This is a genomic window from Metamycoplasma alkalescens (genome assembly GCF_900476125.1).
Taxonomy (GTDB): domain Bacteria; phylum Bacillota_I; class Bacilli_A; order Mycoplasmatales; family Metamycoplasmataceae; genus Metamycoplasma; species Metamycoplasma alkalescens.
The window spans coordinates 377,119-402,659 of the sequence record NZ_LS991949.1 but is presented as its reverse complement, the minus strand read 5'-3'; the positions used below and the strand labels follow the sequence as shown (position 1 = coordinate 402,659).

21 protein-coding genes and 1 tRNA gene are annotated in these 25,541 nt (G+C 25.3%); 15 read left to right on the top strand and 7 right to left on the bottom strand.

Translation table 4 applies throughout. The features are described from left to right. Positions 1 to 172 precede the first annotated feature (172 nt). The 7 genes from D2845_RS06345 to D2845_RS01755 all read right to left on the bottom strand — a co-directional run bounded on the left by D2845_RS06345 (position 173) and on the right by D2845_RS01755 (position 11,111). A complete protein-coding gene (locus tag D2845_RS06345; RefSeq protein WP_197712586.1) occupies positions 173 to 2,164 on the bottom strand; it encodes a BspA family leucine-rich repeat surface protein in 1,992 nt (663 codons plus the stop codon). 274 nt (positions 2,165 to 2,438) lie between these two features. After that, positions 2,439 to 3,515: a BspA family leucine-rich repeat surface protein gene (locus tag D2845_RS06340; RefSeq protein ID WP_117275967.1), complete on the bottom strand. Its 1,077-nt coding sequence runs from the start codon at positions 3,513 to 3,515 to the stop codon at positions 2,439 to 2,441. Positions 3,516 to 4,452: 937 nt separating this feature from the next. Further along, the gene (locus D2845_RS01775; protein WP_117275966.1) at positions 4,453 to 5,466 is read right to left on the bottom strand and encodes an IS30 family transposase; all 1,014 of its coding nucleotides are present in this window, start codon (positions 5,464 to 5,466) and stop codon (positions 4,453 to 4,455) included. A gap of 313 nt (positions 5,467 to 5,779) precedes the next feature. After that, a complete protein-coding gene (locus tag D2845_RS06335) occupies positions 5,780 to 7,903 on the bottom strand; it encodes an MAG2960 family serine endopeptidase lipoprotein (RefSeq protein ID WP_110858444.1) in 2,124 nt (707 codons plus the stop codon). Positions 7,904 to 8,357: 454 nt separating this feature from the next. Next, positions 8,358 to 8,431 (bottom strand) — tRNA-Trp (locus tag D2845_RS01765). Positions 8,432 to 8,467: 36 nt separating this feature from the next. Next, positions 8,468 to 9,607, bottom strand: coding sequence for a methionine adenosyltransferase (gene metK, locus D2845_RS01760; protein ID WP_110858443.1), 1,140 nt, complete (start codon positions 9,605 to 9,607; stop codon positions 8,468 to 8,470). Between the two features lie 307 nt (positions 9,608 to 9,914). Beyond that, entirely contained in the window at positions 9,915 to 11,111 is a 1,197-nt protein-coding gene (locus D2845_RS01755; protein WP_002882079.1) for a phosphoglycerate kinase, read from the bottom strand. Positions 11,112 to 11,265: 154 nt separating this feature from the next. Here D2845_RS01755 and D2845_RS01750 point away from each other — a divergent pair, with 154 nt between their 5' ends. From D2845_RS01750 to D2845_RS06290, 15 genes are all read left to right on the top strand, one after another. Next, positions 11,266 to 11,676 carry a hypothetical protein gene (locus D2845_RS01750; protein WP_110858442.1) on the top strand — a complete coding sequence of 137 codons (411 nt, stop codon included), beginning with the start codon at positions 11,266 to 11,268 and terminating at the stop codon, positions 11,674 to 11,676. A 16-nt stretch (positions 11,677 to 11,692) separates the two neighbouring features. Further along, positions 11,693 to 12,271 carry a diadenylate cyclase gene (locus D2845_RS06330; protein ID WP_002882082.1) on the top strand — a complete coding sequence of 193 codons (579 nt, stop codon included), beginning with the start codon at positions 11,693 to 11,695 and terminating at the stop codon, positions 12,269 to 12,271. A 632-nt stretch (positions 12,272 to 12,903) separates the two neighbouring features. Then, the gene (locus D2845_RS01740; protein WP_110858441.1) at positions 12,904 to 13,857 is read left to right on the top strand and encodes a DnaB-like helicase C-terminal domain-containing protein; all 954 of its coding nucleotides are present in this window, start codon (positions 12,904 to 12,906) and stop codon (positions 13,855 to 13,857) included. Further along, on the top strand, positions 13,844 to 14,101 hold the full coding sequence (locus tag D2845_RS06325) for a hypothetical protein (RefSeq protein ID WP_110858440.1): 258 nt from the start codon (positions 13,844 to 13,846) through the stop codon (positions 14,099 to 14,101). The genes D2845_RS01740 and D2845_RS06325 overlap by 14 nt, the downstream gene beginning before the upstream one ends. Next, on the top strand, positions 14,094 to 14,369 hold the full coding sequence (locus tag D2845_RS01730; protein ID WP_110858439.1) for a hypothetical protein: 276 nt from the start codon (positions 14,094 to 14,096) through the stop codon (positions 14,367 to 14,369). Before D2845_RS06325 ends, D2845_RS01730 begins: the two co-directional genes overlap by 8 nt. Then, positions 14,356 to 14,904 (top strand): hypothetical protein, encoded by a 549-nt coding sequence (locus D2845_RS01725; protein ID WP_110858438.1) that lies wholly within the window; start codon positions 14,356 to 14,358, stop codon positions 14,902 to 14,904. Before D2845_RS01730 ends, D2845_RS01725 begins: the two co-directional genes overlap by 14 nt. Then, a complete protein-coding gene (locus D2845_RS06320; protein WP_110858437.1) occupies positions 14,904 to 16,556 on the top strand; it encodes a hypothetical protein in 1,653 nt (550 codons plus the stop codon). The genes D2845_RS01725 and D2845_RS06320 overlap by 1 nt, the downstream gene beginning before the upstream one ends. Further along, positions 16,549 to 17,757 carry a hypothetical protein gene (locus D2845_RS06315; RefSeq protein WP_197712585.1) on the top strand — a complete coding sequence of 403 codons (1,209 nt, stop codon included), beginning with the start codon at positions 16,549 to 16,551 and terminating at the stop codon, positions 17,755 to 17,757. The genes D2845_RS06320 and D2845_RS06315 overlap by 8 nt, the downstream gene beginning before the upstream one ends. Beyond that, positions 17,750 to 19,840, top strand: coding sequence for a hypothetical protein (locus D2845_RS06310; protein WP_110858436.1), 2,091 nt, complete (start codon positions 17,750 to 17,752; stop codon positions 19,838 to 19,840). Before D2845_RS06315 ends, D2845_RS06310 begins: the two co-directional genes overlap by 8 nt. 72 nt (positions 19,841 to 19,912) lie before the next feature. Next, on the top strand, positions 19,913 to 20,461 hold the full coding sequence (locus D2845_RS06305) for a hypothetical protein (protein ID WP_110858435.1): 549 nt from the start codon (positions 19,913 to 19,915) through the stop codon (positions 20,459 to 20,461). A 9-nt stretch (positions 20,462 to 20,470) separates the two neighbouring features. After that, positions 20,471 to 21,397, top strand: coding sequence for a hypothetical protein (locus D2845_RS06300; protein ID WP_110858434.1), 927 nt, complete (start codon positions 20,471 to 20,473; stop codon positions 21,395 to 21,397). A 5-nt stretch (positions 21,398 to 21,402) separates the two neighbouring features. Continuing rightward, on the top strand, positions 21,403 to 22,707 hold the full coding sequence (locus tag D2845_RS06295) for a hypothetical protein (RefSeq protein ID WP_110858433.1): 1,305 nt from the start codon (positions 21,403 to 21,405) through the stop codon (positions 22,705 to 22,707). Between the two features lie 10 nt (positions 22,708 to 22,717). Further along, complete coding sequence (locus D2845_RS01690) at positions 22,718 to 24,316, top strand: coiled-coil domain-containing protein (protein WP_110858432.1); 1,599 nt, start codon at positions 22,718 to 22,720, stop codon at positions 24,314 to 24,316. Further along, positions 24,258 to 24,893: a hypothetical protein gene (locus D2845_RS01685; protein WP_145960850.1), complete on the top strand. Its 636-nt coding sequence runs from the start codon at positions 24,258 to 24,260 to the stop codon at positions 24,891 to 24,893. The genes D2845_RS01690 and D2845_RS01685 overlap by 59 nt, the downstream gene beginning before the upstream one ends. Further along, complete coding sequence (locus D2845_RS06290) at positions 24,886 to 25,530, top strand: hypothetical protein (protein WP_110858430.1); 645 nt, start codon at positions 24,886 to 24,888, stop codon at positions 25,528 to 25,530. The genes D2845_RS01685 and D2845_RS06290 overlap by 8 nt, the downstream gene beginning before the upstream one ends. The last annotated feature ends 11 nt before the right edge of the window (positions 25,531 to 25,541 follow it).

Below are 25,541 nucleotides of genomic sequence, written 5' to 3'. Positions count from 1 at the left end.
AAAGAAAAAATCAATCAATCTCAATGTGACTATACTATTTAGATTAATAGTATAGTTTTTTTGTTTGAATCATTTTTAATTTAAACAAAAATAAAGTTTATTTTGAAGAATCTTTTTTAAAATAAAAAAACTATGTTACTTTTAGTAAATAACATAGTTAAACATTGAAAAACTATTTAAACTTAGGATATTTTCCATTTGTTCAAGATTTAGCACCCCTATAAAACAATGTTGGTCAACCTTGTACATTTGATACATCTCAATCTGATAAGTCTTGATTAAAGGATGAGGCAAAAAAGAACATAGTTGTCATATTTTCTACTTGTGATACATTTCAATCTGAAATATCTTGATTGAATTTCAATGCATTTTTAAACATTGATTCCATATTTTTTACTTTGGAGACATTTCAATTAGAAATATCTTGATTAAATGAAATTGCACCAGCAAACATATGATTCATATCAGTTACATTTGATGTATCTCAGTTAGAAAGATCTTGGTTGAATTTAGATGCATTTTCAAACATATGAGACATATCAGTCACATTTGAGGTGTCTCAACTTGAAATATTAGGGTGGTTGACAAAGTTAACTAGTTGGTCAGAAAATGCGTCTTGGATTCCTTGGAACATAGATTTTGTAGAAGTAATTTCCTCTGGTAAATCTTTTGGAATTTGTTGGAAGTAAGCAGGCATTTTTACTGATTGGATTTGATTATTTTTATTTTTGAAATATCCAATTTGAATAATTTCTTCAATATCTCTTCTTCTTGATAAATCTCGATCATATGTCCCTTTTGTTTTACCATCTTTTGTTTTGAATATGGTTGGTTTGGATGAATCTTCTTTTAATGCTTTTACTGTTATTTTTGGGTCTTGACCATTGATTAAAATTGGAAAGGAATTACTGTAATTTATATCAGGAAATGTTGTAGGAATAAAATCTCTATTTTTTTGGATTCGAAGATTATCTGATTTTATTTCAGGATATAAATCAAAATCATATTTTCTTATTGCTCATTTATAAAAACCTTTTTTAAGTTTATTAAATAAAACTATGTATGAATGATATGTTGTGATATTAGGAGCAATTTCTTCATTTCAATATTCTTTTACAATGTCAATTGCCGATTTTGGATTACTTCTTAAAAACAATTCAATTGGCATTGCAAAAACCATTATTTTGAATGAATTATAACTTGTTAAATCAACAGATTTTTCTGCTTCTGAAGGATGAAGAATAACATATTCTTCTCAACCATCCAATCCTAAGTGTGAATAACCTGGATCAAGTGTGATTTCTTTTAGTTTGTTTCTTAATCTATCTAAAATATCATTATATTTTTCACCTTGTTTAATTTTATTTTGGAAATATCTTGCTCAAGCGTTTTTTACTAAGAGTTGCATGTATTTTTGTCATTCAAAAAAATCATATTTACCTTCTCTAGGTTCAATATTTTCAGGGTCAACATCAAAATCATTGTGGTATGTGTTATCAACTATTCATTCTGCTCTTTTTTCAAACTCATTTACAAGTTTTTCTAATTCATTGGCATATCTTTCATAGTCTAAAACTGATATGTTTTGAGTTATTTCTAAATATTCTGAATAGATTTTGTATTTTTTTCCTTTATGTTCAAATGTTTTTTGTTTGAACTCTTCTTTTAATTTATCATATGGTGGAGTGATATATTCATTTGTTAAAAGGTCATAAAATCTTTTCCGAAGATTAATAATTCTTTCTGTGTTTTCTAGAGATTTTTCTAAATCTAGTTTTTGATGATGAGAAGCAAAAATGTCATTTAAAAACTCTTCTGATTTTTTGATTGCTTCTTCAATTGTTTTTTCTGATGAAGATGCTAGAAATGCTTGGTTTTTGAATGAAATAAAATCAAGATATTGTTTTTGATATTTTAAATATTCATCACTGTTTTTTTCTAGTTTTAATTGTTTTGTTTTTCAAGATTCATCAACAAGTTTTTCTTGTAATCTTAATTTATTTAACAAAACTTCTTTATTACCAATGTTGATTGTTGAGGAAGAAGTAGTTTTTTTGTCTTTGTTTGTACAAGAAATAGCAATTAATGAACCAATTGCAATTGGTGCAAAAATTGAAAATCAAAGAATCTTTTTTATTTTTGATTTATTAATCTTTTTCTTCATATTTTTTTTCTCCTTTACTTTTTTATTTGTTGTAATTCTTTTAGTTTAATTAATTATAATTTGTGCTAGTTTTTTTGTTTGACTATAGTAATAAATTATATAGCACAAAAAGTAAGAAAATAGTTTACATATCTAATTTTCAAAATATATTATATTGAATATATATGCTAAAAAGATAAAAGTTACTTAATTTAAGATAGTTTTTTTGGATGAAAACTATTATTTGGATTAGTAAAATTAAAAAAAATGGTTATTTTGAGACTTGGTTCTTAAATTAGTTTTGGTTGAATTTTTTTCTTTTTAATTTAATTTTATATTTATCTAAAATTGGACAATCTTTAAACATTCAATGTTTAGTTTTTAAGTTCTCTATGTTTCATTTTGAAATGTCTTGGTTGAATCTTTTAGCATTTAAAAACATACTTTTCATATTAGTTACATTTGATGTATCTCATTTTGAAATGTCTTGATTGAAATTATAAGCATGTGCAAACATACCTTCCATATTAGTTACATTTGATGTATTTCAATCGTTTAATGGACGATTGAAGGATTTGGCATTTGAAAACATGTCAGACATTGTAGTTACATTTGATGTGTTTCATTTTGAAATGTCTTGATTGAAGGATATTGCTCCTAAAAACATCCCGAACATATTTGTTACATTTGAAGTGTCTCAGTTTCCAATTCCTTGATTGAATGATTCTACAAAAGTAAACATATCTTTAATATTAGTTACATTTGATGTATCTCATTTTGAAATGTCTTGATTGAAATTATAAGCATGTGCAAACATACCTTCCATATCAGTTACTTTAGAGACATTTCAATCATTCAATGGTTGGTTGAAAGAACTGGCAAAGGAAAACATATGATTCATATAAGTAACTTTTGATGTATTTCAATTTGATAAGTCTTGATTGAAGGATGAGGCAAAATAGAACATCAAACCCATATCAGTAACATTGGATGTATTTCAAGATGATATGTCTTGATTGAAGGATTCTGCTAAAGCAAACATATGATTCATATAAGTAACTTTTGATGTATTTCAATTCGATATATCTTGATCGAAATTATAAGCATATGCAAACATACCTTCCATATTAGTTATATTAGAAACATCTCAATGTTGAATTCCTTCGATTGTTTTATTTTGATTTGATGCAAAAGCATATGCTAAACTGGTGATTTCTTTTGGAAGTTCTTTTGGAACTTTTTTTGTTGTTTCAAGAAATGGAATGATTGTTCCTGAAGAATCAAAACCTATTTCTAGACATTCAGTTTCATCATCATTGTAAATTGCTTTTTTAGGTGTTATTCTTGTTTTTCATTTTGATTTTTTTGACATAATATTCCTTTTTGATGATTGGATTAGTAATAATTATTTTTAGTTATAAAAAATAAAAATAAACACATATCCTTTCTTTTTTTTGGAAAGAATATATGTTTTATTGTTAAGATTTTCTTTTAACTTTTGGTAATTTAATTATATCACAAAACAAAGATATCTATTATTTAATAATAATAGATAAAAATTGTTGATTTATATCTTTTAAATATTAAAAATTAAATAAAAAACACAGATGTTGCTGTGCTTTTGTTAAAATCGGTTTAGATTAATTTGATTGAAAGATTAATCTAAAACTGGTTCGGGTTAATTTATTGAATCTTTAATTTATGACTTTAATACTATATAGTATCAAAATTAATGAAAAGAATGATGAAAGTTATTTAAACTCATTAAGAACTATATTTTTAAGAAAAGAAGTCACAAATTATAGTTTGAATAAATACAATATATATAAAAACAAACCAAAGAATTAAATTAGTTTTAGATGTTTTATTAATTCTATTTTTAGGTTTCTTACAAGATATAACTATATTACTTTTTATAGTTAGAATTGAAATTAAACTAAGTATTTTTTTATCATTTTCATAATATGTAATAAAAATTAAAACTTTAAATTAAAAGTGTGTACCAAAAGAAAAAAAAGAAAGTCTAATTTAAAACATATATCGCTTTCTGAAAATACTAAAAATATAAAAAGATTATAAAAATATATTTAAATAGTATATTTTTCATAATTTGTAATAAGTTTTAATTTAGATTTTTCTTTCTTCCCACTTAAAATTGGACACGACCAAATATTTATTATTTTTTTGAATCTAAATTCAATTTAAAGAGTTTTATTATTAAAACTAAAATTTGAAATACTCAAAAAACTGACATTAGTCAGTTATTATTTTTTTTAGTTTGATTTTATCAATTTTAAATAAGTAAATTTTTATAATATAAAATCATTACTATTTTCTTTTTTAAACAACTCCAAAGGTGTTAATCAGTTTAATATTTCTCTTGGCATATTGTTAATTTTGAAAACTATTTTTTCTAATTCTTCTTGGGTTATTTCATTAAAATCAAACCCCTTTTTAAATTCTCTTCTTAAAATCCCATTTCAATGTTCATTACTACCTCGTTGGAATGATGCATATGGTTCTGCACGATATATTTTTATGTCTAACCACTTAGCTAATAAACCAATTTTTTCAAATTCAATACCATTATCTATGGTTATGCTTTTGACAAATAAATTGTTATCTTGAATTAGATTTTTAAGACTTGAATTTATTACAAATCCAGATTTTGAACGAACTTTTATTGCGAATCCGATTCTTGTTTTTCTTTCTGTAAGTGTTAAAACATTGTAATATCCATTTGATTTTCTACCCAATACAAGATCAGCTTCTCAGTGTCCAAATTCTTTTCTTAAATCAATTTTTTTTGGTCTTGTTCATATTGGAAAAACGTAATCTGCTGAATTAACCAATCTTTTTATAACTGATGTAGTTCTTTTTCCACCCTTTTTATATCATTTTCTTAATCTATCTTTTCTTTTGATAACTCAAAGATTTTTATTTATTCAGTTGTATACCGTTCTTAATGAAGGACAATTTATATTTGGATCCTTTTTTATCTCATGTAATGTAGCTTTCACACCATAGTATTTTTTGTCATATTTATTTTTGAATAATTCTGTAAATTTATCAAATTTATTCGGCAACAAAAATCTAAAATAATATTTATGTCTATGACGTTTTTTAGCTTTAATGTTTGCTACCATGGGGTCATAAGTTCCTAAACTTGTGTTTCTTTTTATTTCTCGCATAATTGTTGAAGGACTTCTATCTAATTTTTTTGCAATTGAACGTATTGATTTATTACGATTAAGCTCAAATTTTATATAAGATCTTTCAACTTCATTTATGTGTTTATATTTATTATTTTTGTTATAATTCATATTGAAAGTTCCTTTATCTCAAGCGGGACTTTTTTTCTTATTTTTAAAAATAAAAATTCAAGTGTCCACAACTATATTTTATATCTTTATTGTGTTGCACTTGAATTTATAATTAAGCAATAACTGGTTAAAAGCCAGTTATTTTTAAAAATTTCAACTTAATTTTAGATATTTCTATAAAAATAATTAATCTTAAATTAATCAAAATTTACTATTAAAAAATTGATTTTTTTATATGTAAAATACTTAATTTAATAGAATAAAAAGTTTTTTAATCCAAAAATAATATTATGTAGTTTTTTGAAATTTAATATTATTTTTTAGGATTAATTACAATGGTGTTTAGTTTATCTTTTATTAATTTATTTTTTATATCATTTCTTAAATCACCATCAAATCCATTTTTATATGTACTATTCCCTTCCATTAAATTAATTCCATTGGTTATAGTGTTATTATATGAATCAGTTGTATGTAAATAATTAATACCAATTAAATTAAATGAAGAATCAATTGCCATCGATCCAGAAGAACCACTATCCAATACATCTTCTTTATTATCAATTTTAGTTCATAAAGTTGAATGTTGAATTAAAACTTGTTTTCTCATTCCATGTTCATTTTGTTCTTTAAAGGGTTCAGTATATTCTTGATATTTTTGATTATGAGAATTTCAATCTTTATTTTCATTTTCATTATATTTTACTCATAAACTTTGAAAATCGTCTGCATCAACATAACGCTTAGAAGCACTTATAATTCCACCAGTTGATTTATTACCTTTAAATTTATAATCAGGATAACCAGCATAAAATTGAGTTTTAAGTGGACTAAATTTTTCTTTTTTCCCAACACCAATATGTCAAGTTTTTTCTTCAGGTTTTCCAATAACTTTATCTAGTGCAGGTAAGACATATTTTAATATTTCTTTTTTAATTTTTAAACGTAATAATACAAAATCAGCACCACCATTTTTAGTTTCAACCATTCTATCATCAAACTCTTTTTCAAAATACAATTTAGCATCATCAACAGTTTTTGTTTTAATTCCTGAAACTGTATATCTTGGTGTATAGTATGGTGCATCTAAATATTGTTTAGCTTCAAAGGATGCAACTCATTTATTAATAGTTTGATCATCATTATATTTTAAAGCTAATTTATCACTATTTGTTTTTAGTGTTCAAAACATTGGTTGACTAGAGTCATTATATCGATTTTCCATATTATAATTATTATTTTCAAATTTAACATATTCATGTCAACTATTTTTATCACTATGATTACTATCTTTATTAAAATATAATGATCTATCAAATGCTTTATTTAATGTGAATACATGAATATTTGTTGCAAATAATAAATCTCAATAATCACTGTTTTTTTCATCATCATTTACTATCCGATCAACAACTCACATTGTTCCGCCCTTAAAATCAGGAACTATTTTATCTTCTCAAGTATATGGATTTCTATCTCATCTTTTAAAATCCATTTTTAACATAAATGTATGGTCATATATAAATTGATAATAATCAAGATCTTTTTTTAAATTTTGGGTCGAATTTGTGTCTATTTTAATATAAAAATTTTTATTATTAGTAGTTGTAATTAATAATTCAAATCAGCCATTTGAGTCATCAAAGTTTGCTTTTATATTTTTAACATCATTACTTAAATTAAATAATTTTTTTATTGAATCAAAATTCATATAATAAAATAACTGGCTTAAATTAGATGGTAAAAAACCAAAAGGATTTTTAGAAATCAAATCATTGAAATTATAATTTAGAGCTTCGAAATTATTTTTATTTTCAAATTTATCTAAATATTTTTGTTTAATCATCCCATTTTTTGAAACTTGGTCATTATATCATTCAACTTTTTGTTTGTCATCTTCACCAAAGTTATTATAATGCCCAATTTTATTGGTGTAATTTCAAAATTTGTCATTTAGTTCTTTTTTTCTATATTCTCCATAATAATCACGAAAATTTATTTTTTCATTTTTTAAAAAATTATTTAAATCTTTTAAAGTATTTATATAACTTGGAGTTTGCTTAATAATTTGATAAGGATTATTATTTTGTAAAAATTCTAAGCTAAATAAATGACGGTCTGAATAATCTTTTCTATCAACATCATTATTGATATTATTTTTGTTATTAGGTTTTGTTTGAGGTATGCTATTCTTATTTTCTTGCGGTTTATTTATTTTTGGTTTAATTAATTCCGTGTCCGAAGATTCTTTTTCTTTTTTTGTAATTTGATTTGTACTTGGGTTTGGTATTAACCTAGTTTTTTCTTCTTCACCATCATTACTTACTTGGTTATTAGTAATACTATTTTTATTTTTTTGGATACTACAACTAATACCAATAAAAGCACTTGTATTAATTAATAAAAAACCCAAAAGTAAATTTAAATTTCTTTTCATATTCCTTTTCATATTCATAATTATTTCATCCTAACTTTAATAAAAAAACAAGAAAATTTTATCAAATTTAGTTATATTTAAATAAATCAATAAAAAAACTAATATTTTAAAAGTATTTTAAATCAAAATTAATTTTTTTATCTTTTTAATAGTTTTGAAAAATATATGTTAAATGAATTTATTACAAACACATTTACAAAAGTTTTTATTATATTGTATATTTTTATAGCCATTTTTTAGATTTGAAATATATGTTTTTAATTTCTAAAAATTTCTTCTTAGTTTTAGTAAATAATTAAAAATTCTTTTGATTTAAATTTATTTAAAATTTAAAAATAAAAAATACTCACCAAACAATTTATGTGTTTGGTGAGTTTGTTATCAAAATAAAACTAATTAAAAAATTTAATCTTTTTTAAGATTTTAATATTTTTTGGAATCAATTTTTGATATATGGCAGGGGATGCAGGAATCGAACCCGCACAAATGGGTTTGGAGTCCATGGTTCTACCATTAAACTAATCCCCTAATGCACATATAAATTATAATTAAAGTTTTATATTCTTAATTAATTTTAAAAAACTCTTTAATTGCTTTTACTTTATCTAATTTTTCTCAACTTAAATCAAGATCTTTTCTTCCAAAATGTCCAAATGTTGCTGTTTGTAAATAAATTGGTTTTAATAAATTAAGAGTATTAATAATTCCTTCAACACTTAAATCAAATAAGTTATAAATTGCTTCAATAATTTTTTTCTCATCAAAGTTTGAAGAGCCAAATGTTTCAATATCTATTGATTGCGGTCTTGGAAGCCCAATTGCATATGAAAGTTGAATTTCAATTTTTTTAGCAACCCCCGCTGCAACTAAGTTTTTTGCAATATAGCGAGCCATATAGGCAGCGGAGCGATCAATTTTTGTTGCATCTTTGCCAGAAAAAGCACCACCACCATGTCTTGCAAAACCACCATAAGTATCAACAATAATTTTTCTTCCTGTTAAACCAGTATCCCCAATTGGACCCCCAATTACAAAACGACCAGTCGGATTAATTAATAATTGATAATCAAGATTGAAATGATGTTTTTTTAAAACATAATCAACAATGTTTTTTTGAATAAATTGCTTAAATTCTTCAAAATCAAAATTTTCTTCATGTTGAATTGACATTAAAACTTTTTTAATCGTATAAGTATTTAGTTTGTCATCATACTCAATTGTAACTTGGCTTTTCATATCACTTTTTGCATAAGGAAATTTTTTCTCTTTTCGTAATTTTTCAGCTCGCTTAACAAGTTCATGTGCTAAAACAATCGTTCATGGCATATAATAATCATTTTCATTTGTTGCATAACCAAATAATATTCCTTGATCCCCAGCTCCTAGTTCTTTGTTTTTATTTTTATTTACACCTTGGGCAATATCTGGACTTTGACCAGTGATCGCATTGATGATTTTAAAATCGTTTTCGTTATAACCAAGATTTTTTAAAATTTTTCATGCTTCTTTAATTGTATCAATATAACCTTTTGTTGTGATTTGTCCACCAATATAAATAATGTCATCGTTTGCAATTACATCGCAAGCAATTCTTGAATATTTATCTTGTTCTAAAAGTGCATCGACAATCGCATCAGAAATTTGGTCACAAATTTTATCTGGATGTCCTGCGCCAACAGATTCACTTGTTAATAATCTTTTCATAATTTTTTCCTCTTTATTTTTTTAGATAAAAAAAACAACTTCATTCAAGTTGTTTTTTTAAAAAGCGTAAACATAAAATGATACATGTTGGATATAAAATATCCCTGACTATCCACCTTATTTTTTATTTAAAAACAGGTTGGCATGTTTCAAACGCTTGTCAAGCTAAACAACTCTTTATGTATTTTTTTAATTATTTACATTATTTTATCATTTTTAATTTAGAGATAATGAAATTACTTTTTTAAAAAAAATTAAAATAACTTTTTTAAATGAAGTTTAAGCTATTTTAATTTAATTCAATTAATTATTCTTGATCTTGAATTTCATCAAATCCAGGCATTTTGTTTCCTTGAATGAATTCAATTGAAGCACCACCCCCAGTGGAAATGAAACTAAATTTATCTTGGTAACCTAATTTATTAATCGCTGTAACTGAATCGCCGCCACCAACAACAGAATAAGCTTCTTTGTTATTTGCAATCGCAATCGCAATTCCTTTTGTTCCATTTTCGAAATTCTTAAATTCAGTTACACCAGCTGGACCATTTCAAAAAATTGTTTTTGCATTTGCAATAATTTGATTAAATAATTCAATTGATTGTGGACCAATGTCTAGTCCCATATACCCATCAGGGATATTAAGATTATTTTTGTTTGTAAATAAAGGAGTTTTATCAGCAAACTCATCAACATAAGCATTATCAATTGGTAAAACAATTTTGTTTTTAAATTCTTTTAGATATTGTTTTGCCATTTCAATTTTATCTTCCTCATAAATTGATTCGCCAATTTTATTTCCTAAAGCTTTTTGGAAAGTATAAGCCATTCCACCAACAATTAAAACCTTATCAGCAATATTAAATAATTTTTCTAAAACTTTGATTTTATCACTAACTTTAGCACCACCAATAATTGCTACAAAAGGTCTTTCAAAACCACTTAAAATTTTTTGAAGATGTTTAACTTCATCATCCATTAAAAACCCTAAAGCTGATTCTTTTGCATATTTGGCAATGCCAGCTGTTGAAGCATGAGCACGGTGTGATGCTCCAAAAGCATCATTAACAAAAACATCAGCTAAATTGGCTCAGTATTTTGCTAATTCTGGATCATTTTGTGATTCAGCTTTATTATTTAAGTCTTCAAAACGGGTATTTTCTAAAAAAATAATTTCGCCAGGTTTTAATGAAGATGCAGCTTTTTCAACTTCTTTTCCTCTTGTAAAAGGTATAAATTTAACTTCCTTATCTAAAATTTCACTAAATTTTTTTGCAACAATTGCTAATGATTTGCTTTTTTTATCTTCTTCAGTTTTAATTCTTCCTAAATGCGAAATTATAATTAAACTAGCACCATTTTCTAGAATATATTTAATCGTTGGAATTGCTGCATCAATTCGTTTTGTATCAACAACACAATTGTTTGCAATTGGGACATTAAAATCAACACGCAAGATAACTTTTTTGTTTTTTAACTCAATGTCCTTGATTGTTTTTTTCATATATAAACTCCTAAATGATATAAAATTTTAATAATTATAAATATTATAAAATTATAATAAAATTATTCTCATTAGATTCTAATCTTAATAATATAATGAGTTATTATTAATTTATTATAAGGAAGATTGATTTGAAAAAAGGTTGGTAAAAAATATGGCAAAATTATTGAATGCCCAAAAACAAAAGGATACAAGAACTCTCAAATATGATCCTGAAAGCGATAGTCTAACAAGAGTTATCAAAGAATTTCAAACGTATCGTAAAAATGCCAAATTCTATAAAGATTATTCTGAAATGGAAATTTTTTCATTTTTTAAAAAAATTAATTTTATGCAAATTGTTGATGAAAAAAATAAAGATTTAATTGATGAAACTAAAAAAAGACAGGATAAAATTAAGTTAAAATACAACCGATATATTGAATATGCTAAATGATCAGACTCCCCATTAGCAACAAAAACTAAACCACTTTCAATGTGAAAAAAAATCTTTATTGTTTCAGCTTTTGTAATTATTATCATAATCTTGTTATTGATTATAATTGGCTTAAATAAATGATGATAGGACTTCGTTAAAAATTATGGAAAAAGTAACATATGTTATTTTAGCTTTATTAATCTTAATTACAATTGCAATTCTTACAAATTATTTAATTATCTTAACAAAATGAATAATTAAAAACAAATCAATTAAAAATAAACTTGGTAGTTCAACAAAAATTCGTATTTTTTATCAATTAAAAGAAGCACTTGAAACCTTAGCTAAAACAAAAACTGGGGCAATTATTACAATTGAAAATAAAGATAACTTAGATTCATTAAGAACAGACGGAATTATTTTAGATGCAAATATTTCATCTTCAATTCTTGTTTCAATTTTTAATAAACACAGTCCACTTCATGATGGTGCTGTTGTTATTCGAAATAATAAAATTCATTACGTTGGAACATTTTACAAGATTACAAAAAAATCAATTGATAATAAATATGGTGCAAGACACCGTGCAGCGCTAGGAATTTCTGAAATCTGTGATGCTTCAACATTAATCGTGAGTGAAGAAAATGGCGGAGTTTCTTTAGCTGAAAATGGAATTTTACAACCAATTCCTTTAGAAAATCTTCAAGAAGTTCTAACCAAAATTTTTAAAGATTATTCATAAAAAAATATCATTCTTAAAATAAATTATTAAAGGATGATATTTTTTAATATCTTTATTAGAAAAAAATTTATCTAAATAAAAAATTACAAGTTAATTATGAAATATTCAGATGATGAAGTTTTTATTATAATGCGGAATTTTATAATATAAATTTAAATAAATTTATTTCAAATTTTGCTTAAGGAAGAAATTGCATGATATAAAAATCTACCTAAAAATGATGTTATTTTTTTAATATACCTCGAAAAAGCACTAATATCTTCAGGAATTAGTGTTTTTTCATATTTTTAGATAATATTTTCATTCAAATAAATAGTTATAAGTGTTTAAAAGTTTTATCTTTTAGCAATCAACTAATTACTAATTTTAAATTTAATTTATTTATATTGCAATTTCGTACATTCGGTTGGTACCGAAATTGCAATACTAAACAATATTAATATTCAAGAACTTATTAATAACTAGATTGCTAAAAGATGGAAAGGGAAAGTATATTATAAAAAGTATATTAAAACCATAAAATACTTTTTCAATACATTTTATAGAAATTTCACCCTAATAAATTGGGTGAAAAAAAATAGAACTTTTTTACATTTAATCTAACTATTAAAAAAATAGGAGATTAAATAAATATGAATGAAATAAAAAGCGGTTATTTTTGGCTTAATGACTTGCTGAAAAATAAAGATAAAATTTTAAAAGATAACAATTTTTATCTAAAAACCGGAATTTTAAATTTAGATAAATATGTTAAAGGATTAGTAGAACAGCAATTTTACGTGCTTGCTGCTAGACCTAGTGTTGGAAAAACAACATTTTGTTTAAACTTAATTGTAAGATCTTTAAGAAATTTAAAAAATAATGAAATTATTGTTTTTTTTAGTTTAGAAATGTCATCCAAAGAAATTTTGAATCGACTTTTGAAAATTTTGGCATTTTTGTGACCAAAAAATGAAATTGAGAAATTGGTTGAAGAAAAAAGGTTATTAATTGTGGATTTTCCAAATTCTAATGTATTTAAAATAGGTAATTTTTTGGATGATTTGAGTAAGAATTTTAAAATTAAAAGCTTGATAATTGATCATCTTCAATTATTAAATCTTGATAAACATCAAAATAATTTGCCTAGATATGAAAAAATGACTCAAATTACTAGACAATTAAAAATATTAGCGAAAGATAAGAACATAAACATATTAGCTATTTCGCAACTTTCAAGAGATTTTGAAAAAAGAAACTCTGCAAAAACTGAAATTGATGTCCAATTGTCAGATTTAAGGGATAGTGGATCAATTGAGCAGGATGCTGATGTTGTAATGTTTTTAATAGTTCGGAAAGATTTAAAAGATAAAGATAGATATGGTTTAGTAATTTCAAAAAATAGGAACGGAAGTACTGAAATAATTGATTCCAAATTTTTTAAGGAAAAGTTTTTATTCTGTTTTAAAGGTGATGAATTTTGTAAGGTATGCAAAAATCTTATTGTTGATTCTAAAAAAACAAAATTAGCAGATGGAAATTTTGTATGCTCTGAAGAATGCTTAGTTAATTTAAAAAAAATAGGAGAAAATAATGAACTTAAATAATTTATGACTTTACCATCTTATGAATCTAAAAAGATATTCACAATCAGATTTTCAAACAGTTCGTGAAATGGGACAAAAAGCTTTAAAAAAATACTGAGCAATTGATATTTATAAAATTAGTGATGCTGAGTTTGAGTCTTGCTTGAAAAATCTAATGGACGATTCGATGAGCATTAAGGAACTTTGAGATTTAGAAATAAAAAATAGAATTAATAATGTTAAGGAGTTAACTAAAGATGCCTAGTTCAAGAGAATTTAAAATTGCTGCAGTATTTTTTCCATTAATCGACAAATTAGACAATTATAAGGATTCGCATTTCAACGAAATTGCTGAATTGGCAGCAACTTGCCTTGTTGATTATGAAAATATAAGTGTTGAATATTTGTCAAAATTACCTCATCAAGAGTTTAAAAAAATTATTTTAAAATTGTACGAAGACGTGAAAATGCTTGATTCGTTATGAAATTCAATTTTAAAAACATTAAAGCGGTACATAAATGGAAAAGAATAAAGAAGTATTAGATGTTTTTTTAGATTCACTAAATTTAAAGGGTCGTGAAGTTGATTATAAAGATAACAATCATTTTTATATTCGACCTGAAGGTTTCGGTGGAGTTCCTGCCGAAATACTTCATAGAACGGTTAAATATGGCGGCATAAATAAATTGAAAATTGGCGGAACAATTGCATCTAACCCAAAGTTTGGTTTATCTAAGAAAAACAAAAAATATTTATTTTTTACCTTAAAAATCTCATTATTAAGTTCTGAAAGTAGCATTATTTTCAACACTAATATTAAAAAATTTTTCTTGCCTTGTGCTTGTTTTGATGAAAAAATTATTAATCTCTTGGAATCAAAATTAGAAAAAGAAGATGTTTCTATTGTTTCTGGTAAATTGGATATTGCGAATGAAACAATTGCAGATCCAAGTAATAATTCAAAATTAATTTATGTGCCAAAAATATCTTTATTAGTTGATGAAATTCAAGTTTTTAAAAATGATGGATTAGTCATAGTTTCAGATAAGTATACAAGTTCGACATAATGTTAGATATTCCTAAATTTACCGAAGAAAAATTAAAAGAAATTTTGCATTACACAGACCTATCTGATAATCCGGCATTTCAAAGCTTTAAGTCAAACACAATTTTTGAATTGCACAGTGGAGCAAAAGGAGTTTCTAAGTCATTTGGTCAAGCAATAATCACAATTTACCGAATTGTTAACGATAAGAGATTTTGTAGCGTTTGATGTCGTAACCAATACAACCACATTAAAAAAACTCTTCGCCCAATGTTTGAGAAAGTTTTATCTTTTTTAAAACAAAAACATGGATTAGATTATACAAACTGTTTTTCCATTTATGACAGTGGACTTTATTGAGAAATGGACGACGGGGGAAAAGGTAGAGCAATTTATTTTGAAAACTTTGAAAAAATTCAAGCATTTCAAGGAATTACTTTAAAAAACAATAATTTCTTATTTGGTGAGTTAGTTTTAGATGAACCTATTGAAGATCCAAGTGATACTGCAAAATTGCCTCATCAATTAGCAGAACTTTATAAACTCCAGGAGCAAAAATTACCACTTCTTATATCAAATACAGTAGCGCGTTTAGAAGCGCCTTCTGATTTCCAAATCAAAGTAAAGTTTCTATATAACATTTTCACAACGGATCATTGGATTATAAAAAACTATCATAATCAAATTATTGAAATTATAAAAAATAATGGAATTTTAAATTTATCAGTTCAAAAAGAATTAGAGAAAAATAAATTTGTCCAAAAATTCGATGAAAAATTTAAGGAAAATTTAGGAATAAGCGTGACTATGTATTCTAAGTATTTTATTCCCAAGTCGGAATTAGGAGAAGCACAAATAAAATATCTTGAAACTCTAAAAAAAGATGATTATAGACTCTGAGTTATAACCGTCTTAGGATTTGCATTCGAGGATGAAATCAATAAACCAAACTACTTTATGATGCCATATATTTTCAAAAAAGAAAACAAAACTCCAATTCTAACAATTACAAGTTTAGACTCTATACCGGATCACTCTATTTTTGCAATTTACGATGGGTTTGACCCTGGTCTATCAGACAAAAGTGCTTGAGTTAGAAGTTTGTTGCTAGTAGACGGTAGAGTAGTAATTTGAAGAGCAATTGATGATTTAGGTGTTAAGCAAAAATCTAAAGCAAGATACCCAAGATCAGAAATAAATAAGTTACTGGCAAACTTGATTAAAGAGGATAATGAAAAAATTAAATTAGCAAAAAAATTCTATCATCCAAAAAATAACTTTGAATCATTGCTGTTGACTGATAATGATATTATTGCTGAATCATTAGAATTATTGTTTAGGCAAGAAAATATAAATGCTAGAGCAATGTTGGCAAATAGGCGCGATACATTACACAATAAATTTGGAATCATAAACCGCCAAAATTGGCAAAAATGATTGTTTGCAGAAAAAATGATAATTTTGAGTCTTGAAAGTTATTTCTTAATTAATTATTTAGCAAAACAAGTTATTTTGCCCGGCGAAAAAAAACGAGACGAAACAATTAATCGTGAAATTTATGATCTAATAAATGCATTTGAAATGTCTTGCTCGAGATTATATTCATTCCAGTATTTTTCAAGACACCAACAAATTTTGCATTCAAATAATGAAAGCGAGGAAACTGATGACTAACCAGAAACAAATCAGTCTAATGGATCATTTCAAGGCAGCAGAAAAATCAACTCAAGACATATTTGATATAACTCTTTACAATAGACCTAATTCAAGACTTGCTTATTTGAAATTAGGAGCAAAAATACAAGCTAATACACTTGCTTTTAAGATACCAGAAATAACATTTGAAAATAATAATGTTCAGGTATTATGAGATAAAACGATTAAGTCAAATAAGTTTTTAGAAATTGTCCAACAATTGGAATCAAATTTGTATGAACACGGATATTACGCTTTAGGCATTTCTAAAATTGCTCCAAACGATTTTAAAATCACTTTAGCAAAAGTTGAACGATTCAAATTATTTAATAATAAATTGATTAAACTATCAATAGTGGTTGATAGTTTTTCTGAAAATACCGAAAATTATGACATTATAAAAGAATATGACTTAACCAAGAAAACAAATAATAATTATGTTTCTGTTGCAGCGCGTAGCAAATTAACTAACCATTGAGTGGAATTAGATAAATTTAAAAACCAGGATTTTAGTTATTTAAATGAATTTCGAGAAGATTTTATACCATGAATTGTTTTTAAAAATAATTATATGGGAAATTCGGAAATAGACGATGTGGATAAGAGCTTATTTCAGATGTTGGATAATTCTTTGGAATGTGTTTTAAGAGATAATTTTTGATCTAATCCATTTATTTTCGTAGTGGATAATTACAACTTGAATTCTGCAGAGGATATCAAACAGTCTATTTATGATTTTGGGAAAAGAGTAATTTCAAGTTCGACAATGTCCTTAAGCTCTGGAATAGGGAATCCTATAGAATTCCATCAAGGAAATTCAAACACAAATAATATTTTGCAAAAAATTGACAAATTAAATTATCTAATTAAGGATCAAATGTTTTTCAAAATGAGTTCTGCAGATTTTGGAACTAAAAACATGCATAATGCTGAGTTTGAAAATCTAAATTCAAACTTTAATGATTATGTTGAGAGTAAGGCAAACTCAAGAGAGAGTTATTATTGTGATTTTATAGAGTTATTCTTAAAAATTGCAAATCTACAAAGTGATTTTGAGGTAATTGTACCAAATTCAACAAAATACTTAAAATCAAAAGAAGCAATTTATCGGACCGATTTTAATGGTGTTGTTTTAAATAATTCATCTCAAGAAATTGAAAGTGAAATAAAAAATGATTAAGTTAAGCGATTATGTTAACTCTTCAGGTGAAGTAAAACTTTACCGCTATAAAGTAGTTAATTTGAAGTTTAAAGAATACTTAAAATTTAATACTAAAACAAATGATCTAATAATTTTAGAAGAAGATGGATTTTTTAGTGGTTTTCTAAATCAATCAACATTTAACTTAAATGAGAAGGTGGAAGATGATAGGGTTTTGTTTTCATATTTGGAAACATTTAACTTTTATACAAATGAAAAAATAATTGAACCAATTTTTAAAAAAAACAATGATTTTTATTTGTTTTCATTTAAAGAAAAAAATGATATAGATTTTAACCAAGATAAGTTTTATTATTTAGATTCGAACTCAAATGTTGAATATGATTTTTCAGATGATTTCTATAACGCTGAGAATTATTTATTTCAAGTGAGTTTTTCAAATGTAAAAGCACTAAAAAATTACGATGTAAACAAAATAGAATACCGTTGAATTGATTCAATAAATAAAAAAGAAACTAAAACAGTAACAATTACTGTTCCTAATACTATTTTAATTAGCGATATTGTTTTTAAAGGACGAATTGAGCAAAATGCTGTTGTTACAGAGAATAATGTAATAGCTGATTTTAGCGTGAAAAACAATGTAACTTTTTATCCGCATATTTTGCATCCAATAAACGTTCAAAATAGTTATGTAAATTGATTTGACCAGACTTTATTTTTTTTGAAAGAATGAAAATCATATTTTTTTGAATCGGATTACTTGCGGTGAAGCGTTTTTTATTACAACCTTATAGATGAAAAATTCAGAGATCATGATGGAAAAAAAGAAATAATAAATTTTGCTAATGATATTCTTAAAAAGAAATTATTTAGAGTAACAGATACATTAACTTCTAATTTCGCAAATATGAGCGAAAAGGAAAGAAAAGAATTTAAGGAAGAAGTGTTTAATGGTACCGATCCGAAACAATATTGTGATTTCGAAATTAATACCTTACTAAACAAAATACCAAATAATGAATTAAAGGATATAGTTAGATTAATTATTTTAATGCTGTCTAAGCATATATCTTCTAGTTATTGTTTTAAAGGTGGCTTAACCGAGGAACATGAATTATTGCTTCCGTTCTACTTAGATAAAACTACAGATTCTGATGAATTTATAGTTCGATCAAATTATTTCTATTTTGTTCCAGAGGAACACAATTGAGTTCCAAAGGATCACATATTAAATGAACATAATTCATTTTTGTTTCATAACAAAATTATCCAGATGCCTATTATTCCTGAAAAAATAAATGAAATAAATATATCTAATTCGCCACTAGATTTTAATACTTCTACAAGCCACAACTTTAATTACTTATTCTGGAATCCAAGCAAATCAGAATTTATATCAGAGTATTTTGAAATTCTTGGAGTTAAACCTGGTTCTCAAATTACTCATGATTACAACCTAGAAATTTTAATGAATTCAGAACAACCTTTTTTTAAGACCCGTTTTTCAGAGCAACCAAAGCAAAAATTAAAAATACTGAAATACAACGAACTAACTAAAGACACATCCAAGATTTTTGGTAAAAATTTAAGAGATTGAAATTCAATTTGAACTTATTTAGAAGAAACGTACCCAAAAATTAAATCAATTTTAAAAAATAGTAATTATGAAGTTAATAAGGGCTATACCGAGAGTGAAGCTCATGTTTTTAGAGAAAATTTTGAAACACAATTTTTTAGTGGTCCAACTCATAACAGTCGAGGTTCAACACCACCTCGGGGTTGAAGTTTAAAATTTTCAAAAGAAAAAGCAATTTTTCCAATTTCATATACCGAAAATTCATCACCACAAAAATTAATTAAAATTGACTATTTGTTTAAAGAGGCAAATGAATTCAAAAAAATTCTTAATTCTGAAAAATCAAGTGAAATCGATATAACTTTTGAAATCGAAAATTCAGATTTTATTTTAGAAGAAATCAATTTGAAATCAATTTTTGCGGATCAAATCAAGGTAAAAATTGATGATTATCTAGATAAGAATTTCAAATTAAATTATGAGAACAATAAACTTGTTTCAGAAACAAAACTAATAATTTAAAAAGACAATTCGAACCGCTGCGAATTTAAAAAGAAAAGACGGAATTTTTTCAAAAATTAAAGGAAATTAACTATGAAAAAAATTATTGAAAATTTATCAGCATTATTGGAAATTGGTGTGGATGAATTAAAAAATAAATTAGATATTAAAGATGATACAAGCTCGAAAGAATTAGCAAGAAAATTAGGGGTTTATTCTATATTTGAAACTAAAGAAGAACATGCTGAGTACATTAATTCAAAACTAGCTAATAAAGAAGATTTGATTAATTCGTATTCTGATAAAGTTAATTCTAATAAAGAGCTAATTGAAAAGCAAAAAATAGAAATAGAAAAGTTAAATAAGAGTTTGGAAAATAACTTAAATTACAAAACTATTATTTCTAATTTCGTTAAGAAAGAATGAGAAAACTTAGGCATTAAAAGAAGTTTTGAAAAAGAGATATTTGATTATTCGAGTTTAGATTTTTCGAATCTAAGAAAAAGTCTAATTGACTACGCAAACGCAGAAGGACTAGCATTTTCTAAACCTAGTTTTTCTGAGTTTATAAATGAAAAAGAAAAAGAAAATAATGAAAGTGCCATTAATGCAATTGCAGTTAATGGCGCTGTAAAAAAATAGGAGAAAATAATGTCAATCAAAAAGATTTTAGAAACCGAAATTGCACAGAGTTGGAATCCACAACCCGGAGGGCAAATTAATTTTGAGAACATTAAATTAAGTGAATTACAAAACACAATGTTATTAAAGCACTTTGTTTCAAAGAGTTTAATAATGGAGGCATCGAAGGATATTAATATTGTTGCATCTGATGCAAAGAGTGTTAAATTTAGTAATTTACTAGGAGGGACTAAAAAAATAAAAAGTAGTTTGGGAACTGGTCCATTTGATAAATACTCAATTTCTAAACCAATAACAATCGATTGAGATGAACCATATGTTTTTAGAGAGGGGTTACCAGCGTATGCAATCAATAACTTTCCAGCAACAGTTGCCGAAAAACTAGTTGCCTTCGTTGAACAAGATTCAAAAGACTTTGAGCGTCTTGGATTTTCAAAATTAGAAGCAGCAGCAAAAAGTAACAAGACTTTCAGACCAATTGAAATAGACACTGCAACAGCAACAGGAGAACAATTGTATGCACAAATTGTCCAAGCAGCAGATGCAATTACTCAACTGGTTGATAAAAAGGCAGGAATTGATTTAATCGATGCAAACAAGATTGTAATTTTTGCTCGTCCTGATGTATTAACAAAAATAAGCATTTATGCTATGAAAGGCGATCACACTACAACATCAGTTAACTTAGGGTCTTATGCACTCGGGACATTAGGTGGCTATACAACTTATGCATGTCCTTTTTTAAAAGAAACATCTGTAATAATCACTACAACAAATTCTATGGCGAATGCAAGACGTATAATTGCAGCAAATGCAGGGAAAATTGATAATTTATCTAACGACCTTGGAGCATATTTAGAAACGTCATTTATAAGTGGAGTCGTATTAGACATGATTCCAACTGCAATTATTAATAAGAAAGTAGAAATAGCATAATAATTATGCTATTTTATGGTTCAAATTTAAATATCAGAGAAGCATTACCTGAACTTTTAAAGAAACCTAAAGGTCAAAGAAATTGATTGTTTAGAATTTTAAACTTCTTAGCAGAACTAGTAATTGATGCTGTTTCAGGATTAATTACGGTTTTGAGCGGAAATAAGTTTATTGGAGACTTTGTGAGAATTTTTCTAGGGGTCATAAATGACCTAGTTTTGCCTACTATTTTTGGGTATGAAATTGAATGACAAGAAATAGGGCAAAATGCTTTATTTAGGGGTTTAATTTTTGGATCAAGATTAGGGTTAAAGCATCTTAGAAAAATAAAAAAAGTTAACAAAGTTTTAGGTTTTAAAAAAGTTATTCAAAAAGCACAAACAATAGCTAGATTTATCTCAAACCCTGCATCAGCAGTAAATTACGTAGTAAATAAATCAACATATGGTTTGAAAAAAGTTTTGATGAAAAAATTTGGAAAAGAAGCAGGCATTAGAACTATAAAAATAATTAGAAATATTTTTAAGTTTTCAATCAAGGCAACTGCTTTTACTTCAGGTTTTATTGCAGCAAAAGATAAAAAGGAATTTTTACTTAATAGACTGAATAACTATGGTGTTGCAGCAATAAAAAAATTTTCAAAAAGTATTATTAGAAAATCTGTTTTTAAGAATCTTAAAAAAATGAAGTCACGTGAAGATCTCAAAAAAATAATGAGTTCTGCAGACAAAACTTGAATTGATTTTCAAGGTGCTTCAAAGTGAATTGATGGGTTAAAAATAGCTTCTGATACTTGAATTTATGAAGAAACAAATCAAACACTATCTTATTTTGTATTTTTTAATAAGCAAGCAACAAATTATAAAAAAAGTTTATTGTTTTTTAATCGTCCAATTGAAGAATTTCAAAATTTTTTGGATGCAAAATCAAAAGGTAAATTTTATCTTGATAACCTTGCATGAGGTTGGGAAGTTGGTAAGGCAATTAACAAGAAATCAGAGCTTGCAATTAAAAAACTTGAAAACACAAAATACTCAGAACATTTTTTGAGTTCAATTAAAGAATTTGATAAAAATTCAAAAGAAGTTGTTGAAAATTTAAAAGATAATTTTAAAGTCTTGAGTTCAGCAAGGAACCGATTTCTTGGCAACAAGGTTGTAGTTGAATGAAATGATAACAAGGTTAGTTTTTTGGATCGTAGGGGGTTTCAAACTGAAGAAAAATACAATAATTTTTTCTTGAATAAACAAAATAAGATTAAGAGTATTAGTAAACCAGTTACTTTGGTCAAGAGTATAAAAAAATTGTAAAGGAGGTTATGTGGATAAGACAAGTGTGTCGTTTCTTGGAATAAGTTTAGAAGATTATAACAGTTCTTTAAATTTAATGAATAAGTTTTTTGTGCCAAAAAAACTGTTAATTTTTTATGAAAAACTAAGCAACAAGGAAGAAGAATGCTTTATAAATCTAGCAGGAACAATTTTAAATCAAATTAATTTACTGCTGGGACAAAGAATAAGCTATTATATTTCGTCTTCAAAAAACTTAGAAGATTTCATTGCTCAGGTGGGGAAAAGCAGATATCAAAATTTAAAAGAAGCAATTTATGAAGAAATTAAATTTAGATTGTTGTCTAATAGTTTTCCTGAGTTTTATTTTCAAGAAAAAATCAGTCTAAACAATTTTCAAAAAATCGGAGTTCAGAGAGAATTTAATACAATTGAAAATTATTTGTGTCCAACTGCAGCAATTTTAATTTTAAATTCGGGTTGAAATAAACTTGAAATTCCTATTGTGGATAAATTATTGGATTTAAAAGATATTATTGAAAACAAACAAAAAAATATTGAGTCTTTAATTTACGATAAGCAAATTTTGTTCCAGAATAAAATTCTGCAGAATCAAGAAGAATTTAAACAGAATCTTGAGAGTCGGCAATTTGAGTCTGAAAAAAAGATAGATATTAATTTGGGTTTATTTAAAAACCAATTAGATTTTTTGCTAAATGCTTTTAAACAAAATGAGTTATCTGATGCTGAAGTGATTCAAAAATATAAAGATTTACAACAACAACTTAAAGATATTCTTTTAAATGAATTAAAAACAATAAAAGATTCAAATTCAGATTTAAAATCTAATTTTTTAAAATTAGAAAAAGAATTAAATTCTGAAAAAGCAATTAATAAAAATAATAAAAATCATATTGTCTTAACAAATCAAGAAATTCAAAAGCTTGATTCGTTAGTTAAAAATAATTTAAAGCAAAATATTGAAATGAATAAAGATAATATTTTAAATTTAGCTTTATCATTTGATAAATTTAACCAAAAAGCACAAGATAACGCGAAGCAAATTGGAATTATTAAAAATAAAATTCCAGATCAAATTAATCAAGAAATAAATAAGTTAAAAAATATTTTATCTTCACAAATTGACGATTTAGGCCACAAAAATAATTCTCAAGATCAAAATTTAAATGCGTACAAGGTCAATACTAATAGAACATTATCTAATTTAGATTCAGAGTTTAAATCTATTGCTAATTCGATTGATCGAGTAAGAAATAACGAAGCAATCTTAAATCGGGTTGAAGAGCGGTTGGATAACGCATTAAAAAAAATTGAAAATTTTATTGATGAAAAAAACCAATTAAAAAATAATAATAATCTTGTTGCTGCAATGTTAGCTATATATTTATATGACCATCAAAAAAGTATTCTAAAATCGGATCTAACTGAAGATTATTACTCCTCTAAATACAAGCATTTTGAATTTATAAAAAATGAAAATACTTATAAATTTTTAATTAGAAAAACACTGGTTTATCCTCGTTCAGAATCTAACGGGGGAGAACCTTGATATGAGTGGACTTATTATGAATTTGGAATTGACAAACAAACTAGAGAAACTGAAAAATAATTTAATTGAAAAACATAATCCGCTTGCAATTATTATAAAAGGCAGCAGGATGTTTGGAATAGAGAATTTAAATTCGGATTACGATATTTGCTTAATTACAAAAAATTTAGAAAAAAACTATCAAGTTTTTGATGAAAATTTAAATTCAAAAATTGACATATTCTTTACAACCCCTGAATTGGAAGTATATGGTTCGGATTTTTTTAAAGGGATAAGTTTATTACAAAATTTATTTGTACGTCCAGAGCATATTTTATATATGGATTTTTCTTTTGATTTTATTGCTTTTAAAAACAAAATTAAAGAAAAAAAAGAAAAATTAATTCTAAACCAAATCCAATTAGACTTATTGCGAATTGAGACATTTGCTTATAATTTTAAAAATAAAAAGGACTATTATCACTATTGTTACTTGTCTAGTTTATTGTCTACAAAGGAACCTAATTGAGAGATTATTAGACGAATTAAAAATTGAACAACTAAAGATAAAGATATAGCGTATTTAGAGAAATGTAGAAAAATACTTTTGAAATTTTATTTAAAAATGAAAGAAGAAATGGAGGATTTAGATGACTAATACGAATACACTAATACAATTATTACCAGTAATTGTCCCTATAATTTCGAGTTTTGTAGGTTTATTTTTAACAGTAATTTTTACAAGTTTGAATCACAGCAAAAAAATAAAATATTTTAGAACAAGATTGGAAGAATTAGAAAAAGAAAACAATCAAATTCATTTGGATTTTAAACTATATAAGGAAAAGATGGATCACTGAGCTTTTGATATGAAAGTTGATTTAAAGAAAGCACTTGATGAAAACACACTATTAATTAAAAAAATTGAAATGTATAAGAACAATTCAAGTGTTGAATATAACAAAGAATTAGAAGACAAATTGAATGATTACTTAAAGACTTCTGACGAATTATCAAATGAACTTTTAAAAGTTAAAAATGATAAAGCAGAATTGCTGCATAGAATTGAAATTGTAACATTTGAAAATAGAAAATTAAAAATGAAAGTTGGAACTTTAGAACAAGAACTTGATAAACAGGTCTCTTTCATGGAAAATGTAAAGAAATTTGAAGAAAGTATTAAAAACTTTAATTTTTCAAAAAAATCAGAAGCTCCTGAAAAAGATGATTCAATTGTAGATAAAGAAACTAAACCATTAGCTTGAAATACTTCTGAAATAGAAAAGAGCGTGTAGAACGCTCTTTT